This is a genomic window from Geodermatophilus sp. SYSU D00879 (assembly GCF_054050375.1).
This window is the reverse complement of the sequence record NZ_JBJGZF010000003.1, coordinates 63,420-79,330: the sequence shown is the minus strand read 5'-3', so window position 1 is coordinate 79,330 and position 15,911 is coordinate 63,420. Positions and strand designations below refer to the sequence as shown.

Sequence of the window (15,911 nt, the reverse complement as noted above, 5' to 3'; positions counted from 1 at the left end):
GTGACCTCGCCCTCCAGCAGCCCGGCCCGCACCGCGTTCGACCCCGGGGACATGCGCCCCACGGACTTCTACCGGGTGATGAACTCGGTGGTGGTCCCGCGGCCGATCGCGTGGGTGTGCAGTCGCTCGGCCGAGGGTGTGCACAACCTGGCGCCGCACTCCTTCTACACGGTGGCGTGCGTGCGGCCGCCGGTCGTGCAGTTCACCTCGGTGGGCCGCAAGGACTCGCTGAACAACGTCGAGGCCACCGGCGACTTCACGGTCAACCTGGTCCCGGAGGAGCTGTTCGAGCAGGCCAACGCCACCGGCACCGACTTCCCGCCCGACCAGAGCGAGGCCGAGGCCGCCGGCATCCGGCTGGAGCCGAGCGAGCGGGTGGGCGCGCTCCGGGTGGCGCAGTCGCCGGTGAGCATCGAGTGCACGCTGCACTCGACGCTGCGGCTGGGTGACAGCACCGTCGTCTTCGGCCGGGTCGAGTGGGTCAGCGTGTGGGCCGACGCCGTCCGCGACGGCCGCCCGCGGATCGAGGCGCTGCGGCCGCTGGCCCGGCTCGGCGGCAACGAGTGGTGCACCGTCGGTGAGGTGCGCGCGATCCCGCGCATCCCCTACGCGAAGTGGGCCGAGGACCCCTCGATCGGCCAGCAGGTCCGCGACAGCTGACCGCCCGCCACCCGGGCGAGGAGGTCAGGCGGGCAGGTGCTCGGCGACCTCGGCGGCGGCGGCGTCGCCGAAGGCCGCGGTGAACCGCCGGAGGAACGGCTCGCGGCGCAGCTCGTACTCCTGGGTGCCGACGACCTCGACGGCCTCGGTGGCCACCGCCGAGCCCAGCTGGGTCGCCCGCTCCAGGCTCAGCCCCCAGGTGCGGCCGGCGATGAACCCGGCGCGCAGCGCGTCGCCGCCGCCGGTGGGCTCGACCGGCTTGGTCTCGGGGACGGCGATGACCTCGATCGGGGCGGTGTCCTGCTGCCGCACGAGCACGCCCTTGGCGGCGCGGGTGGTGACCCAGGTGCCGACCCGGGCGAGGATCTCGTCGGCGTCCCAGCCGGTCTTCTGGGTGAGCAGCGCCGACTCGTACTCGTTGGTGAACAGCAGGTCCGCGCCGTCGACCAGCTCGCGGATCATCTCGCCGTCGGCCCAGGCCAGCTGCTGGCTGGGGTCGGCGGCGAAGGGGTAGCCGCGGTCCCGGCACTCCTGGGTGTGCCGCACCATCGCCTTCGGGTCGTTGGGGCCGATGACGACGAGGTCGGGGTGGCCGACGCGGTCGCAGACCGGCCCGAGCTCGATCTCGCCGGCCTCGCTCATCGCACCCGAGTAGAAGGACGCGATCTGGTTGTTGACCGCGTCGGTGGTGCACACGAACCGGGCGGTGTGCTTGAGCTCGGACCACCGCACGGCGTGGGTGTCGACGCCGTGCCGGGTCAGCCAGGCGTCGTAGTCGGCGAAGTCGCTGCCCACCGAGCCGACCAGCACCGGCGAGAGGCCGAGCAGGCCCAGGCCGTAGGCCATGTTGGCGCCGGCGCCGCCGCGGTGCTGGATGAGGTCGTCGACGAGGAAGGACAGGGAGACGTTCTCCATCTGCCCCTCGACGAACTGCTCGGTGAACCGACCGGGGAAGGTCATCAGGTGGTCGGTGGCGATGGAGCCGGTGACGACGACGGGCACGGGGGCTCCTCGGGGCGAGCGGGTGGGACGGCGAGCACGGCAACCCTAGAAGGCGGCCCCGGTCACACGCGCCCCGGCGTGCACCGGGACGGAACGGGTAGGTCCGTCCCATGAGCGACCAGCACACCCTCGCGACCATGGAGAAGCTCGACCTCGGCCACGGCAAGGGCAGCCTCGGCGACCACGTCGCCGTCTGCGCCTGCGGCTGGCGCAGCGACCCCGAACCCGACCACCAGTCGGCGCTGGACCGCCTCACCGAGCACGCCGAGGCGAACGACTAGTCCCCCAGCGCCCGGCGCAGCGAGACGCCGAGCTGGGCGGTCCCGACCAGCCCGAGCACGGCCCCGACGGCGGCCCCGGCGGTGACCACGACCGCGGGGCCGTCGTCGACGCCGGCGAGCGCGTCCAGGCCGGTGGCCGCGACGATCCCGGCCCCGCCGACGGTGAACCCGGCCATCGCCACCCGGGTGGGCCGCTCCCACACCGAGATCGCCCCGGTCTCGGCCACCCCGGCCTGCCCGGCACGGGCGCGCAGGTAGTCCGGCAGCCAGCACAGCGCCCCGAAGACGGCGGCCAGCCAGCCCGGCGCCCCGGCCGCCCACAGGGCGAGCGCGTACCCGGCCTCGGTGAGCCGGTCGACGGCGGAGTCGAGGACGTAGCCGCGCCGCGAGGCCCGCCCGCCGGCCAGGGCGAGCGCGCCGTCGAGGGAGTCCAGCAGCCCGGACAGGCCGATCAGCAGCCCCGCGGCGACCAGCCACGCGCCGCCGGCCAGCGCCGGCCCGACGGCGGCCAGCGCGACCAGCAGGCCGAGCGCCGTCGCGGCCAGCGGCGGCAGCCAGGACAGCGCGCGGGCCAGCGCGTAGGCCAGCGACAGCCAGCCGAGCACCAGCCGGCTCGCGGCCGGGTCGGTGCCGCCGTGCCACCGCGACCACTCGGCGAGGTACTCGTCGCGGCTCAGCACGGGCACCCTCTCACCGGCGCAGTCTCTCCCAGCCCGGGTGGACGCCGGCGGGACCGGGGACAGTGGACGGGTGCTCGCCGGCCTGTCCCCCGCCCGCCGCCGCCTGGTCCTCGCCGTGCTGGCCCTCGTCCTCGTCGCCGCCGTGGCCGCGACCGTCCTGCTCCTCACCCGCGCGGACGGGCCGGACCCGGCCGCGCCGGTGTCGCAGGAGGAGCCCGGCCCGGTCCTGCTGGTCCCCGGCTACGGCGGCACCACCGGCTCGCTGACACCGCTGGCCGACCGGCTGACCGCCGAGGGCCGCGACGCCACCGTCGTCGCGCTGCCGGGCAACGGCACCGGCGACCTCACCGCCGCGGCCGGCGCGCTGGACGACGCCGCGGACGCCGCGCTCGAGCGCACGGACGCCGAGAGCGTCGACGTCGTCGGCTACTCCGCCGGCGGCGTCGTCGCCCGGCTGTGGGCCGCCGGCGACGGCGGCGAGGTGGCCCGCCGGGTGGTGACCCTCGGCTCGCCGCACCACGGCACCACGCTGGCCGACCTCGCCGCCGGCGTCGCGCCCGGCCAGTGCCCCGAGGCCTGCCGGCAGCTGGCCACCGACAGCGAGCTGCTCGCCGGCCTCAACGCCGACGACGAGACGCCCGCCGGGCCGACGTGGGTGTCGGTGTGGACGACGCAGGACGCGACGGTGACCCCGCCGGACTCCGCCCGCCTCGACGGCGCGCTGAACCTGACCGTGCAGTCGGTGTGCGCACAGGCGCAGGTCGGCCACGGCGAGCTGCCGCGCGACCCGCTGGTGCAGGCCATCGTGCTGGCCGAGCTCGCACCGGGCGACCCCGTCCCGCTGGGCCCGGCCGACTGCGCGCGCCTCGGCGGCTAGCTGGTCACGTCCTTGGTGGTGAAGTTCGCCCACGCCGCGGTCAGCAGCACGCCGACGTACACGCCCTGCAGCGCCAGCCCGCGGACGACGTCGCGCCACAGGACCGGGTCGCGGAACAGGTCGACGAACGCCAGCCAGTAGCGCGTGGGCAGGTAGGGCGCGATCGGCGAGGCGGCGTCGAGGGTGAACAGCAGCGACGAGGTCACGAGCACCGCCAGCGCGCCGAGCGCGGCGGCCAGCGGCGAGTCGGTGAGCGTGGAGAAGAACAGCCCGAACGCCGCGACGCCGAGCATCGACACGGCGACGTAGCCGATCGCCACCAGCGTCCGGCCGGCCAGCTCCTCCGCCGTCAGCGACGTGCCCGACACCGACGTGCCGCCCGCCACCGGCCGCGCGTCGAACAGCAGCTGGCCGACGACGTAGCCGACCGCGGCGACCACCACGACGGTCACGACGACGAACGCCAGCACCGCGACCAGCTTGGCCACCAGCAGCCGGGTGCGGCCGGCCGGGCGGGCGAGCAGGTAGCGCAGCGTCCCGGCCTGTGCCTCCCCCGCGACGGCGTCGCCGCTGACCACCGCGACCGCGATCGGCAGGAACAGCGGCAGCACGATCGCCAGCGCGGCCAGCGGGTACAGCTGCCCGTTGGTGAGGACGGCGGACAGGAACGGCGGGCCCTCGCCCGGCCGCGGCGCGAGGTCGGTGACCTGCAGCAGCACCGCCACCAGCACCGGCAGCGCGTTGAGGACGGCGATCGTCGCCCAGGTGCGCGGCCGGCCGAAGGTCTTGCGCAGCTCCGTGCCGATCACGCCCGCTCCCTGCCGATCACGCCCGCTCCCTGCCGATCACGCCCGCTCCCTGCCGATCACGCCCGCTCCACCCGGTCCGCGCTGGTGCCCGCGGCGGCGAGCACGACCTCCTCGAGCGTGGGCCGCTGCAGCGCGAGCCCCGCCACCGGGACACCGGCGCCCACCAGCAGCGCGTTGACCTCCGCCGGGTCCGCCCCGCGCACCACCACCCGGCCGCCGTCGGTGCCGAGCACCCGCCCGTCCAGGACCGCGCGCACCCGCTCGGGCGCCGGGGTGTCGACGACGGTGGCGCCGGTGGGCGCGGTGAGCCGCGCGATCTCCTCCTGCAGCACCAGCCGCCCCCGGTCGAGGACGCCGACCCGGCTGCACAGCTGCTCGACCTCGGCCAGCAGGTGGCTGGACAGGAACACCGTCGTCCCGCCGCGGTGCAGCTCCAGCAGCAGCTCGCGGATCTCGTGGATGCCCTGCGGGTCCAGGCCGTTGGTCGGCTCGTCGAGGACCAGCAGCTCCGGCCGGCGCAGCAGCGCCCCGGCCAGGCCCAGGCGCTGGCGCATGCCGAGCGAGTAGGCGCCGACCTTCCGCCGGCCCACCCCGCCCAGGCCCACCTGGTCGAGCACCTCGGCGATCCGCCGGCGCCGCGTGCGGCGGGAGCCGCCCGGGCCGGCGGCGTCGAGCAGCGCCAGGTTGGCCGCGCCGGACAGGTGCCGGTGGTGCGCCGGGCCCTCGATCAGCGCGCCCACGCGGGGCAGCACCCGGCGCCCGGCCCGCGGCATCCGCTCGCCCAGCAGCTCGACCTCGCCGCGGGTGGGCAGCACCAGGCCCAGCAGCATGCGCACCGTCGTCGTCTTGCCCGAGCCGTTGGCGCCGAGGAAGCCGTAGACGTCGCCGGCGCGGACGTCGAGGTCGATGCCGTCGACCGCGCGCACCCGGCCGTACTGCTTGACCAGCCCCCGGGTGACGATCACCGAGCTCACGACGGCACCCTCACGACGGCGCCCCGGGGAGGCCGGCCGCGGCGTCGGCGAGCGCGTCGAGGGTGACGGTGCCGGTCAGCAGGTAGGTGCCGGAGCCGGGGGTGTCCAGCAGCATCAACCCGAGCGGGCCGACGGCGACCCGGGTGCCGCGCTCGTCCCGCACGGCGTCGGGCGCGGCGGCCAGCGCGGAGCGGACGGCCGCCGCCAGCCGGCCGGGGACCGGCGCCACCGCCAGCAGCGTCACGCCGCTGCCGTACACGCCGACGACCTCCGGCGCGCCGGCCAGCTCCCGCCGCGGCAGGCCGGCCAGCTCCCGGGGCAGCGGGACGAGCCGCAGCCGGCGGTCGGCCTCGCGCAGCAGGCCCTCGGCGTCCTGGCCGGCCCGGGCGCGGACGTCGGCCGGCGGGACGAACGTGACGACGGCGGCCGGCGGGACGGTCAGGTCGAGGTCGAGGAAGCGGGTGTCGAGCGCGGGGGCCGACGCGCCGTCGGCGACGACCTCCACGGCCAGCGGCAGGCCGGTGCCCGCGTCGGCCCACACGTCGACGTGCGCCACCGAGGCGGCCGGCGCCGCGGGCACCAGGCGCAGGCCGAGCGCGTCGCGGCCGGCCACCCGCCGGGCGCCGATCCGGGACAGCTCGCCGTCGGCCGCCTCCGACAGCAGCCGCCGGCCCAGGGTCGCCGGCACCAGGTCCGGCGCCGTGGGCAGGGTGAGCGGCGCCGGGGCGGTGCGGGTGGCGGTCGCGGACTCGTACTCCCACGTCCAGGTGCCGCCCACGTCGACGTGCACGCCGGTCTCCCCCGTCGCCGACACCACGTCGACCCGGTGCTCCTCGGGTCCGCGCCACCAGACGCGCATCGCGGTGCGGTCGCTGAGCAGGTCGGCGACGGCGGGCAGCTGGTCGCCCACGGGCAGCGCGAGCCCGCCGGCGGAGACGGCGTAGCCGGAGAAGCCGACCCCGCCGCTGGCGAGGACGGCGCCCCGCAGGTCGGCGGCGGGGACGTCGGCGTCGCCGGCCGGCAGCGCGCCCACGAGAGCGGGCAGCGACGCGAGGACGGCGACCAGCCCGACCACGACCGACCAGCGGCGGGCCCGCCCGTACCCGCGTGCGGCCATGACGGCCACGGTACGAGCGCCGCGCCACGGGCGGCCCGCGCATGGACCGACCGCGCAAACGGGTACGGCTGGGGCATGGCTCCTCCGTTGAGCGACGCCGTCGTCGTCGACGTCCTGCGCCGGCTGGACCGGCTCACCGCCCCTCTCGTGCGGCGGTTGGCCCGTCCACCGGACCTCCCGACCGCACAGCGCGACGCCTGGTGGGCCGAGCAGGCCGCCCAGGTGGGCGCGGTCGCGAGCAGCCTGCCGCGGGTGGCCGGCCGGCTGGCCGACCTCCTGCCGCTGCAGAACACCGTCGGGACGGCGGTCCAGTCGCTCGTGGTGCTCGGCGTGGCCAACGAGCACGGCGTCACCGACCCCGCCGAGCGGGTCTCCCTGCTGTCGGAGGTCCTGCTCGACCGCGACCTCCCGCCCGGCCGGGTCCGCCCGCTGCTGGAACGGGTGCGCGGCGCCTACACCGAGACCGCGATCGGCGCCAAGGAGGAGCGGGTCGGCCTGCGGGGCATCGTGCGCACCATCTGGCGGGCCTCCCGGCTGCTCGGCCGCATCGACGAGGCGCTCGACGCCCGCCCCAAGGGGCGCATCGGCGCGCGGGCGCTCGCCCAGCTGCCGGTGGTCGGCGTCCTCGGCGGGTACGCCGCCGAGCGCGAGGCGCTGCGCCGGGCGGCCCGGATGACCGCCGACCTCATCGAGCCCGGTCGTCGCGTCAGCGTGCTGTGACTCTCGGCAGTACGGGGGCTCCGGGTCGGTGACTCGTCACCGGTGCTGGTCGTGGGCATGACCTCGCTCTGTGCCTGACCTGCCTGCGCGTCGTACAGCCGCGAAGTCCGGTTCGGCAGTCGAGCAACGGCAGAGAGGCCATCTTCGGCCGGAGACCGCGAAGGACTCATCGATCGTCTCCACGTGTTGGTGCCGGGCTCGGTGTGCGGTGATCCTCTTCGCCCGGACGGCTGTCTGAGCAGCCAAAACTGTCGTACCCCGGCCGTAGCGTGCGGGGTGTGGAGGAGGTCGCCGGCTACGTGTCGCCGGTGGAGCGGGCGCTCGCCGGCTGGCTGGTCGAGCGGCCGGTGTCGATCCCCCGGCTGCCGGTGGCGCTGCTGTCGCGGGAGCAGAAGGCGGCCGAACTGCAGCGGGTCGCGGCGATGGAGGCGATGACCGCCGCGTACAAGGCCGAGCTGGTCCTCGGCCTGGCCGACGACTCCCCCGCTGACGACGACCCCACACCCGGCACCCCCGGCGCCCGCTCCGGGTCGTGGCAGCCGGATCCGGAACTGCCCGGGGTGTCGGAGTTCTTCACCGCCGAGCTGGCGGTGGTCCTCAACGTCGGCCGCGGCACCGCCTCCCACCTGGCGCACCGGGCCTGGATCTACCGCTCGCACCTGCCCGCGACGTGGGCGGCGCTGGCCGCTGGCACCCTGGACGAGGCCCGCGCCAGGGCCCTGGTCGACGTGCTGGAACACACCACCGCCGCGATCGCCCGCCGCCTGGAGGCCCGGCTGCTGCCCGAGGCCCCGTCGCTGACGGTGCGCAAGCTGCGGGAACGGGCGCTGGCGTTGCTGCAGGCCGCCGACGCCGACGCCATCGACGCCCGCCGCGCGCAGGCCGAACGGCACGCCGACGTGCGGCTCTACGACTCCCCGTACGACGGCATGGCCACCCTCGCCGCCGACCTGCCCGCCGACGTCGCCGCCGCCTGCCACGCCTTCGTCGACACCCTCGCCCAGATGCTCAAGGCCGACGGCGACCCCCGCCCGATCGGGCAGCTGCGCACCCTGGTCTACACCGACCTGCTGCAGCGCCCCTGGGAGACCGGCCGGCCCTCGGTGACCGCGCACCTGCAGGTCATCGCCACCCTCAGCGCGCTGGCCGGCCGCTCGCCGGAGGCGGGTGCGGTGAACGGGCTGCCGATCACCGCCGCCCACCTGCGCGAACTGCTCACCCAGCTCGACGCCCTGGGCCTGCGGGCGCCCGAGGGCGGATCGGTCACCCTCGCCCTGGTCGACGACGACGGCACGCTGCGGGCGACGACCACCCTCGATCAACTCCGTCGCCTGGCCGGCCGCGGCTGCCCCGACCATCCGGACACCGACACGGAGTGCGAGTGCGCGGTGCTCGACCGGCCGGCCGAGACGGAGAGCTACGCGCCCTCCGCGCCGCAGCGGCGGTTCGTGCACACCCGCGACCGCACCTGCCGCTTCCCCACCTGCGGCCAGCGCGTCGGCTGGGCCGACGCCGACCACGTCATCCCCCACGCCCACGGCGGGGCGACCGACTGCGCGAACCTCTGCTGCCTGTGCCGCAGCCACCACCGCCTGAAGACCCTCGCCCGAGGCTGGCGGTTCGAGATGACCGCCGACGGGGTCCTGAGCGTCACCACGCCGTCGGGCATCACCAGGACGACCCGGCCACCGGGCGTGCGACCACCACCAGCAGAGCCCGACCCACCGCCCGACGATCCCGGACCACCCCCACCGGCCGACCCGGACGAGCCTCCTCCGTTCTGACCGACGAGGAGACGCCGGCTCACCCGCACCGTGGCGAGCCGGCGACCTCCGCTGCCCGCGGACGCGCAGCAGCCACACCCGTCAGGGAGCAGCGGCCAGCGTCGAGGGCACCGAGGTCCCGGTGCCGGCGTCGGTGAGGTTGGTGAAGACCTCCCGCGTCGCCGTCGACCGGTTCATGGTGATGAAGTGGATGCCGGGCACGCCCTCGTCCAGCAGCTGCCGGCACATCGCCGTGGCCACCTCGACGCCGTAGGCGCGCACCGCCGCCTTCGCCTCGGGTGAGTCGCCGTCGAGCTCGGCGAACCGCGCGGCCAGGTCCTCGGGGAACGCCTGGCCCGACAGCTGCACGATCCGGGCGATCTGCCGCGCGTTGGTGACCGGCATGACGCCTGCGATGACCGGGACGTCGCAGCCGTGGGCGGCGACCCGGTCGCGCAGCCGCAGGTAGTCCTCGACACGGAAGAACATCTGCGTGATCGCGAAGTCCGCGCCGGCGCGGCACTTGCGCACGAACATCTCGACGTCGGTCTCGAAGTCCGGCGAGCGCGGGTGCCGCTCGGGGAAGGCCGCGACGCCCACGGAGAAGTCGCCCATCGAGCGGATCAGCTCGACCAGCTCCGAGGCGTACTCCAGGCCCTCGGGGTGCCGGACCCACTCGGCCTGCGGGTCGGTGCCCGGCGGGTCACCGCGCAGCGCCAGCAGGTTGCGCACGCCCGCGGCGGCCAGCCGGCTGACGACGTGCCGCAGCTCGGCCACCGAGTGGTCGACCGCGGTCAGGTGCGCCAGCGGGGTCATCGTCGTCTCGGCGGCGATCCGCTCGGTGACGGCCACGGTGCCCTCACGGGTGGAGCCGCCGGCGCCGTAGGTGACCGACACGAACGACGGGCGCAGCCGCTCGAGCTGCCGCAGCGCCGTCCACAGCTGGACCTCGGCCTCGGGTGTCTTCGGGGGGAAGAACTCGAACGACCACGTGGGCCGCGACGAGGCGAGCAGCTCGCGGACGCTTCGGGTCACGGGTGCCGAGGGTACGTGGAGCCGCAGCCGCTGCATCCGTCCACACGGTCCCGGCAGAAGACCCCGGGAAGACGACGACAACGCGATCGCAGAGCGGCGAGGAGGTCCCGTGAGCGCCCACCACCGGCCCCTGGACAGGACGCGCACTACTCGATGGGGCGATACTGGCCGCGTGATCACCGGGGCGGCAGAGGCAGAGTCCGTGGTCCGGCCCCTGGCCCCGCCCCTGGAGGTCGCCGACCTGGACCGGATCCGCGGTGCGGTGTCCGCGGCGCTGACCGGCTTCCTCGAGGAGCAGCGGACCACGCTCGCCGGGATGGCACCGGCACTGACCCCCGTCGTCGACGAGGTCTGCGCGCTCGCCGACGGCGGCAAGCGGCTGCGCCCGGCGTTCGCCTACTGGGGCTGGCGCGGGGTCACCGAGGACGTCAGCGGCCCGGCCGAGGACGACGCCGCGGTGCTGCGCGCGGTCGCCGCGCTGGAGTTCGTGCACGCCAGCGCCCTGGTCCACGACGACGTCATGGACGGCGCGCTCACCCGCCGCGGCCGGCCGGCCACGCACATCGGGTTCGCCTCGCGGCACGGCGACGGTGGCCTGACCGGCGACGGCGAGGCCTTCGGCGTCGGCGCGGCCATCCTCGTCGGCGACCTCGCTCTGGTGTGGTCCGACGAGCTGCTGCGCCGCTCGGGCATCAGCGCCCCGGCGCTGGCCCGCGCCCGCTCCGTCTGGGACACCATGCGCACCGAGGTCACCGCCGGGCAGTACCTGGACCTGCTGCGCGCCGCCGGCGGCCTGCCCGGCGCCCAGGGCGCGCTCACCGTCGCCCGCTACAAGAGCGCCGGCTACACCGTCCAGCGGCCGCTGCAGCTCGGCGCCGCCATCGCCGGCGCCGGACCGCGCGCCGCCGACGTCTACACCGCCGTCGGCCTGCCCCTGGGCGAGGCGTTCCAGCTGCGCGACGACGTCCTCGGCGTCTTCGGCGACCCCGCCGTCACCGGCAAGTCCGCCGACGACGACCTGCGCGAGGGCAAGCAGACGCTGCTGGTCGCCCTCGCCGAGGAGGCCGCCGACGACGCCGGCCGCCGGCTGCTGCGCACCTGCCTGGGCAACCCCGACTGCGACGCCGAGCAGCTGGACGCGCTGCGCCGGCTGATCGAGGACACCGGCGCCCGCGCCCGGGTCGAGGAGCGGATCGCCGAGCGCACCGCCACCGCCCGCCGCGCGATCGCCGACGCCCCGATCGCCGACGAGGCCCGCGCCGCCCTCGACGCGCTCGCCGTCGCCGCGACCTCCCGGACCGCCTGAGCGTGCGCACCGTCCCCGGGCCGACCGACCGGGTCGTCGTCGTCGGTGCCGGCCTCGCCGGTCTCGCGACGGCGCTGCGGCTGCGCGGCGCCGGCCGCGAGGTGACCGTCGTCGAGCGCGGCGACGGTCCCGGCGGGCGCGCCGGCGTCGTCGCCCGCGACGGCTACGTCCTGGACACCGGCCCCTCGGTGTTCACCGCGCCGGAGCTCGTGGCCGACACGCTGGCCGCCGTCGGCGAGAAGCTCGAGGACCGGCTGACGCTGGTGCCGCTGGAAACCACCTACCGGGCGCAGTTCGCCGACGGCTCGCACCTGGACGTGCACGCCGACGTCGACCGGTTCGCCGCCGAGGTGGAGGCGCTGGCCGGCCCGGCCGAGGCCGCCGCGCTGCGCCGCTACCTCGCCGACCTCGCCGAGCTGTACCGGCTGCAGCTGGACACCTTCATCGACCGCAACCTCGACACCCCGCTGGACCTGCTCGGCCCCGAGCTGTGGGCGCTGGTCCGGCGCGGCGGCTTCGGGCGGCTGTCGAGCCACGTGGCCCGGTTCTTCACCGACGACCGGCTGCGCCGGCTGTTCAGCTTCCAGGCGCTCTATGCCGGGGTGTCGCCGTTCCGGGCGATCGCCGCCTACGCCGTCATCGCGCAGCTCGACATCGGTGCCGGCGTCTGGCACCCGGTCGGCGGGATCGGCGCGGTGCCGCGCGCGATGGCCGCCGCGGCCGCGGACGCCGGCGTGGGATTCCGGTACGGCGCGGCGGTGGAGGAGCTGGAGCTGCGCGGCCGGCGGGTCACCGGCGTCTGCCTCGCGGGCGGCGAGCGGCTGCCCGCCGACGCCGTGGTCGTGACCACCGACGAGCCCGAGCGGCTGGTGCCCGGGTCCTCCCGCCGGCGGCGGCCCACCTACTCGCCGTCGTGCGTGACCCTGCACCTCGGCGTCCGCGACGAGCTGCCCGGGCAGGCACACCACACGATCAGCTTCGGCGCGGCCTGGCGGCAGGTGTTCGACGAGCTCACCCGCGACGGCCGGCCGATGAGCGACCCGAGCCTGCTGGTGAGCATGCCCTCGGTCACCGACCGGTCGCTGGCGCCCGGCGGCGGGCAGGTGCTCAGCGTCGTCGCGCCGGCGCCGAACCTCGACCCGCGCTCCGGCGGCAACCCGGGCATCGACTGGGACGCCCTCGCCCCCCGCTACCGCGAGGAGGTGCTCGGTGTGCTCGAGGCCCGCGGCTGGACGGGGATCTCCGACGCGATCGAGGTGGAGCACGTGGACACCCCGCTGACCTGGGCGCGGCAGGGCATGGCGGCCGGCACGCCGTTCGCCCTGGCGCACACCTTCGGCCAGACCGGCCCGTTCCGGACGCCGACGCTGCCCCGCCGCGGCCCGGAGAACGTGGTGCTGGCCGGCTCGTCGGTGCAGCCCGGCGTCGGCGTCCCCATGGTGGTCATCAGCGGGCGGCTGGCCGCCGAGCGGATCACCGGGCCGGTGACGCGGTGACCGCGACCGAGCGGCCGCTGACCCGGGCCGAGCGGCAGGAGCGGCTCGACGCCGCCTACCGGCACTGCGCCGCGGTCAACGCCGAGCACGGCAAGAGCTACCACCTGGCCACCCGGCTGCTCACCGCCGACCGGCGCCCGGCGATCCACGCGCTCTACGCCGCCGCCCGCACCGCGGACGACCTCGTCGACCACCCCGGCGCCGACCCCGGGGCCGACCTCGCCGACTGGTCGCGGGCGCTGCTCGACGAGCTGGAGGCCGGCTGGTCCGACGACCCGGTGCGGCTGGCCACGGTGCACACCTACCGCCGGTACCGCATCCCGGTCGAGCACCTCGTCGACTTCCTCGCCGCGATGACCAGCGACCTCACCGTCACCGGCTACGCCGACATCGCCGCGCTCGACCGGTACATGTGGGGCTCGGCGTCGGTGATCGGCCTGCAGGTGCTGCCCGTGCTGGGCACCGCGCCCGGCGTGACGCAGGAGGAGGCCGCGCCGCACGCCATCGCGCTGGGTGAGGCGTTCCAGCTGACCAACTTCCTGCGCGACGTCGCCGAGGACGCCGACCGCGGCCGGGTCTACCTGCCGGCCGACGTCATGGCCGCCCACGGCGTCACCCGCGAGCAGATCGAGGCCAAGCGGTACGACGCCCGCTTCCGCGCGCTGATGCAGGAGATGGTGGAGATCGTCCGCCGCCGCTACGACGACGCCGCCCCGGGGACGCCGATGCTCGCGCCCGAGTCCCGGGACTGCGTGCGCGCGGCGACGGCGCTCTACGGCGGCATCCTCACCGAGATCGAGCGCGCCGACCACCGGGTGCTCGACCGCCGGGTGACGGTGTCCAAGCCCCGCCGGCTCGGGATCTTCGCCCGCCGCCTCGCGAGCGCCCAGGCGGTGCGGCTCAGGGGGCGGCGCTCCTCGGCGGCGCTCCTGGAAGGGCGGCGCTCCTAGAAGGCAAGCGCCTGCGCGCGCCGGGTGACCTCGGTGTGCCGGTCGCCGCGCAGCGCCTCGACCGGGGTCCCGGGCAGCGACTCGTCCTCGCGGAACAGCCACTCGAAGACCTCGTCGTCGCTGAACCCGCCGTCCTTGAGGACGGTGATCAGCCCCGGCAGGTGCCGCAGCACCGCGCCGTCCTGCAGGAACTCGGCGGGGATGCGGCTGTTGCCGCTGCCCGGCACGGCCATGAGCTTCCCCTCGCGGACAAGCTGCCGGACCTTGTTGGGCGAGACCCCGAGGGCGTCGGCGACCTCTGCCGGCGTGAGGGTCTTCATCTCGTCGGACTGCACGGTCCGAGCCTAGGACGGCGCGGGACCCGGCTACCATCGGCGGCGGCACGGCCGTGCGACCGTGGGCGGGGCACGGACCCGTCGCCCTGCCGGCCCCGAGGAACCGACCACGATGCGCATCGACACCGTCCTCACCAACGCCCGCATCACCACCCTCGACCCGGCACGACCGACGGCCTCGACGATCGGCGTCCTCGGCGGCCGGGTCGTCGGCCTCGACGAGGACCTCGACGGGGTCACCGCGGACGTGCGCCACGACCTGGGCGGGGCCCCCGTGGTGCCGGGCTTCAACGACGCTCACCTGCACTTCTCGGTGCTCGGCAGGGAGATGACGCAGCTCGACCTCTCCGCGGAGGCCGCACCCACCCTCGACGAGCTCTACCGGCGGGTCGCGGAGTGGGCCGCCGCCCGGCCGGAGGGCGCCTGGGTGGTGGGCAACGGCTACGACCAGAACAAGATCGGCGCACACCCCACACGGCAGGTGCTCGACCGCGTCGCCGGGGGCCGGCCGGTCTACCTCGTGCACGCCTCCAACCACATGGCGGTCGCCAGCACCGAGGCCTTCCGCCTCGCGGGCCACGCCGACCCGGACGCGGTCGAGGCGCCGCCGGGCGGCAGCGTCGTGCGCGTCGACGGCGTCGCCACCGGCCTCCTGCAGGAGCAGGCGATGGCGCTGGTGAGCCGGGTCCTGCGGCCGGTGCCCCAGGAGGACCTCGTGGCCGCGATCGGAGCGGCGTCGGCCTGGGCGCTGCGCCACGGCCTCACCAGCGTGACCGAACCCGGCATCGGCGGACGGATGATCGGCCACGGTCCGGCGGACGCCCGCGCCTTCCAGCTGGCGCGCGAGCGCGGCGTGCTGCGCACCCGGGTCACGGCGATGCCCTTCGTCGACGCCCTCCACGGGCTCGGCCGCGTGGACGAGGAACTCGAGGGCTGGGGCCTGGACCTCGGGATCCGCACCGGTCTCGGCGACGAGTGGTTCCGCCTGGGACCGGTGAAGATCATGGCCGACGGCTCCCTGATGGGCCGGACGGCGGCCATGAGCCGCGACTACGCCGACACCCCGGGGAACGCCGGCTACCTGCAGGCGGACGCCGCTGCCCTGCGCGAGAGCATCGTGCGCGGCCACCTCAACGGGTGGCAGGTCGCCACCCACGCGATCGGCGACCGGGCGCTCGACGTCGTCCTCGACGCCTACGAGGAGGCGCAGCGGCGGGCACCCCGCGCCGATGCCCGGCACCGCATCGAGCACGTCGGGGTGGCCTCCGACGAGCAGGTGGCGCGGATCGTCGCGGCGGGGCTCCTCCCGGTACCGCAGGGCAGGTTCCTGTCCGCGCTCGGTGACGGGATCCTGACGGCGCTCGGCCCGGGACGGACCGGGCTCGCCTACCGGATGCGGTCCTTCGTCGATGCCGGCGTCGAGCTCCCCGGCTCGACGGACGCGCCCGTCGTCCCCGGCGAGCCGATCCTGAGCATCCACGACATGGTCAACCGCCGGTCCGCCGGCGGGGCCCCCCTCGCGCCGCACGAGGCGCTCACCGCCCGCCAGGCCCTGCGCGCCTACACGGTCGGCTCCGCCCACGCGGTCTTCGAGGAGACGCGCAAGGGAACCCTGCGCCGGGGGATGCTCGCGGACCTGGTCGTCCTGTCCGACGACCTGCTGGCGGTGGCGCCGGAGCGGATCCGGGACGTGCAGGTCCGGGCGACCATGGTCGGCGGCGTGTTCGGCCACGACGCCGAGGGTCGGCTGGCGGGCGGGTGACCGCCGCGCGGGATGCGGCCGGCCCCAGGCGCCCCCGGTAGGATCGGCCCGGGCCGTGACTGGCGCATCGAGGTGGGGCACCACCGGGGAGCGGCCTGCACTCCCCCGCCGGGCGCCTGGGCACCGCTGACGCCGACACCCGCC

The 15,911-nt window shown here is 76.1% G+C and carries 16 protein-coding genes and 1 riboswitch; of the genes, 9 read left to right on the top strand and 7 right to left on the bottom strand.

Annotated features, from left to right (window positions below; translation table 11 throughout):
- Nucleotides 1-660: a flavin reductase family protein gene (locus tag ACI79B_RS06025; RefSeq protein ID WP_456926624.1), complete on the top strand. Its 660-nt coding sequence runs from the start codon at nt 1-3 to the stop codon at nt 658-660.
- Nucleotides 661-684: 24 nt separating this feature from the next.
- Here the strand turns inward: ACI79B_RS06025 and ACI79B_RS06020 are convergent, their stop codons facing one another.
- A complete protein-coding gene (locus tag ACI79B_RS06020; RefSeq protein ID WP_456926623.1) occupies nt 685-1,662 on the bottom strand; it encodes a carbohydrate kinase family protein in 978 nt (325 codons plus the stop codon).
- Between the two features lie 110 nt (nt 1,663-1,772).
- Between ACI79B_RS06020 and ACI79B_RS06015 the strand changes: the two genes are divergently transcribed.
- Nucleotides 1,773-1,943 (top strand): hypothetical protein, encoded by a 171-nt coding sequence (locus tag ACI79B_RS06015; RefSeq protein WP_456926622.1) that lies wholly within the window; start codon nt 1,773-1,775, stop codon nt 1,941-1,943.
- Here the strand turns inward: ACI79B_RS06015 and ACI79B_RS06010 are convergent.
- Nucleotides 1,940-2,629, bottom strand: a complete 690-nt coding sequence (locus tag ACI79B_RS06010) for a CDP-alcohol phosphatidyltransferase family protein (RefSeq protein WP_456926621.1) — start codon at nt 2,627-2,629, stop codon at nt 1,940-1,942. The genes ACI79B_RS06015 and ACI79B_RS06010 overlap by 4 nt on opposite strands.
- 64 nt (nt 2,630-2,693) lie before the next feature.
- On the opposite strand from ACI79B_RS06010, the gene ACI79B_RS06005 reads away from it, so the two are divergent.
- Nucleotides 2,694-3,500: a lipase family alpha/beta hydrolase gene (locus tag ACI79B_RS06005; RefSeq protein ID WP_456926620.1), complete on the top strand. Its 807-nt coding sequence runs from the start codon at nt 2,694-2,696 to the stop codon at nt 3,498-3,500.
- Here ACI79B_RS06005 and ACI79B_RS06000 read toward each other — a convergent pair.
- From ACI79B_RS06000 to ACI79B_RS05990, 3 genes are read right to left on the bottom strand one after another with little or no spacing between them, the layout of a single operon-like run.
- Complete coding sequence (locus tag ACI79B_RS06000) at nt 3,497-4,309, bottom strand: ABC transporter permease (RefSeq protein WP_456926619.1); 813 nt, start codon at nt 4,307-4,309, stop codon at nt 3,497-3,499. The two genes, ACI79B_RS06005 and ACI79B_RS06000, sit on opposite strands and share 4 nt — an antisense overlap.
- Nucleotides 4,310-4,365: 56 nt before the next feature.
- Entirely contained in the window at nt 4,366-5,283 is a 918-nt protein-coding gene (locus ACI79B_RS05995; RefSeq protein WP_456926618.1) for an ABC transporter ATP-binding protein, read from the bottom strand.
- Nucleotides 5,284-5,293: 10 nt separating this feature from the next.
- On the bottom strand, nt 5,294-6,400 hold the full coding sequence (locus ACI79B_RS05990; RefSeq protein WP_456926617.1) for a transcriptional regulator: 1,107 nt from the start codon (nt 6,398-6,400) through the stop codon (nt 5,294-5,296).
- A gap of 75 nt (nt 6,401-6,475) precedes the next feature.
- Here ACI79B_RS05990 and ACI79B_RS05985 point away from each other — a divergent pair, with 75 nt between their 5' ends.
- Both ACI79B_RS05985 and ACI79B_RS05980 read left to right on the top strand, forming a co-directional pair.
- Entirely contained in the window at nt 6,476-7,120 is a 645-nt protein-coding gene (locus ACI79B_RS05985) for a hypothetical protein (RefSeq protein WP_456926616.1), read from the top strand.
- A 278-nt stretch (nt 7,121-7,398) separates the two neighbouring features.
- Nucleotides 7,399-8,904 carry a DUF222 domain-containing protein gene (locus ACI79B_RS05980; protein WP_456926615.1) on the top strand — a complete coding sequence of 502 codons (1,506 nt, stop codon included), beginning with the start codon at nt 7,399-7,401 and terminating at the stop codon, nt 8,902-8,904.
- An 81-nt stretch (nt 8,905-8,985) separates the two neighbouring features.
- Here ACI79B_RS05980 and metF read toward each other — a convergent pair whose 3' ends face one another.
- Nucleotides 8,986-9,918 carry a methylenetetrahydrofolate reductase [NAD(P)H] gene (gene metF, locus ACI79B_RS05975; protein ID WP_456926614.1) on the bottom strand — a complete coding sequence of 311 codons (933 nt, stop codon included), beginning with the start codon at nt 9,916-9,918 and terminating at the stop codon, nt 8,986-8,988.
- Nucleotides 9,919-10,120: 202 nt separating this feature from the next.
- Between metF and ACI79B_RS05970 the strand changes: the two genes are divergently transcribed.
- From ACI79B_RS05970 to ACI79B_RS05960, 3 genes are read left to right on the top strand one after another with little or no spacing between them, the layout of a single operon-like run.
- Nucleotides 10,121-11,224 (top strand): polyprenyl synthetase family protein, encoded by a 1,104-nt coding sequence (locus tag ACI79B_RS05970; RefSeq protein ID WP_456926613.1) that lies wholly within the window; start codon nt 10,121-10,123, stop codon nt 11,222-11,224.
- Nucleotides 11,225-11,226: 2 nt separating this feature from the next.
- The gene (crtI, locus tag ACI79B_RS05965) at nt 11,227-12,720 is read left to right on the top strand and encodes a phytoene desaturase family protein (protein ID WP_456926612.1); all 1,494 of its coding nucleotides are present in this window, start codon (nt 11,227-11,229) and stop codon (nt 12,718-12,720) included.
- A complete protein-coding gene (locus ACI79B_RS05960; protein WP_456926611.1) occupies nt 12,717-13,670 on the top strand; it encodes a phytoene/squalene synthase family protein in 954 nt (317 codons plus the stop codon). The genes crtI and ACI79B_RS05960 overlap by 4 nt, the downstream gene beginning before the upstream one ends.
- On the opposite strand, the gene ACI79B_RS05955 is transcribed toward ACI79B_RS05960, so the two are convergent.
- Nucleotides 13,667-14,005 (bottom strand): Rv2175c family DNA-binding protein, encoded by a 339-nt coding sequence (locus tag ACI79B_RS05955; RefSeq protein ID WP_456926610.1) that lies wholly within the window; start codon nt 14,003-14,005, stop codon nt 13,667-13,669. The genes ACI79B_RS05960 and ACI79B_RS05955 overlap by 4 nt on opposite strands.
- Before the next feature lie 112 nt (nt 14,006-14,117).
- Between ACI79B_RS05955 and ACI79B_RS05950 the strand changes: the two genes are divergently transcribed.
- Nucleotides 14,118-15,767, top strand: a complete 1,650-nt coding sequence (locus ACI79B_RS05950) for an amidohydrolase (RefSeq protein ID WP_456926609.1) — start codon at nt 14,118-14,120, stop codon at nt 15,765-15,767.
- Between the two features lie 45 nt (nt 15,768-15,812).
- A riboswitch (ZMP/ZTP riboswitch) is annotated at nt 15,813-15,896 on the top strand.
- Nucleotides 15,897-15,911: the final 15 nt, after the last annotated feature.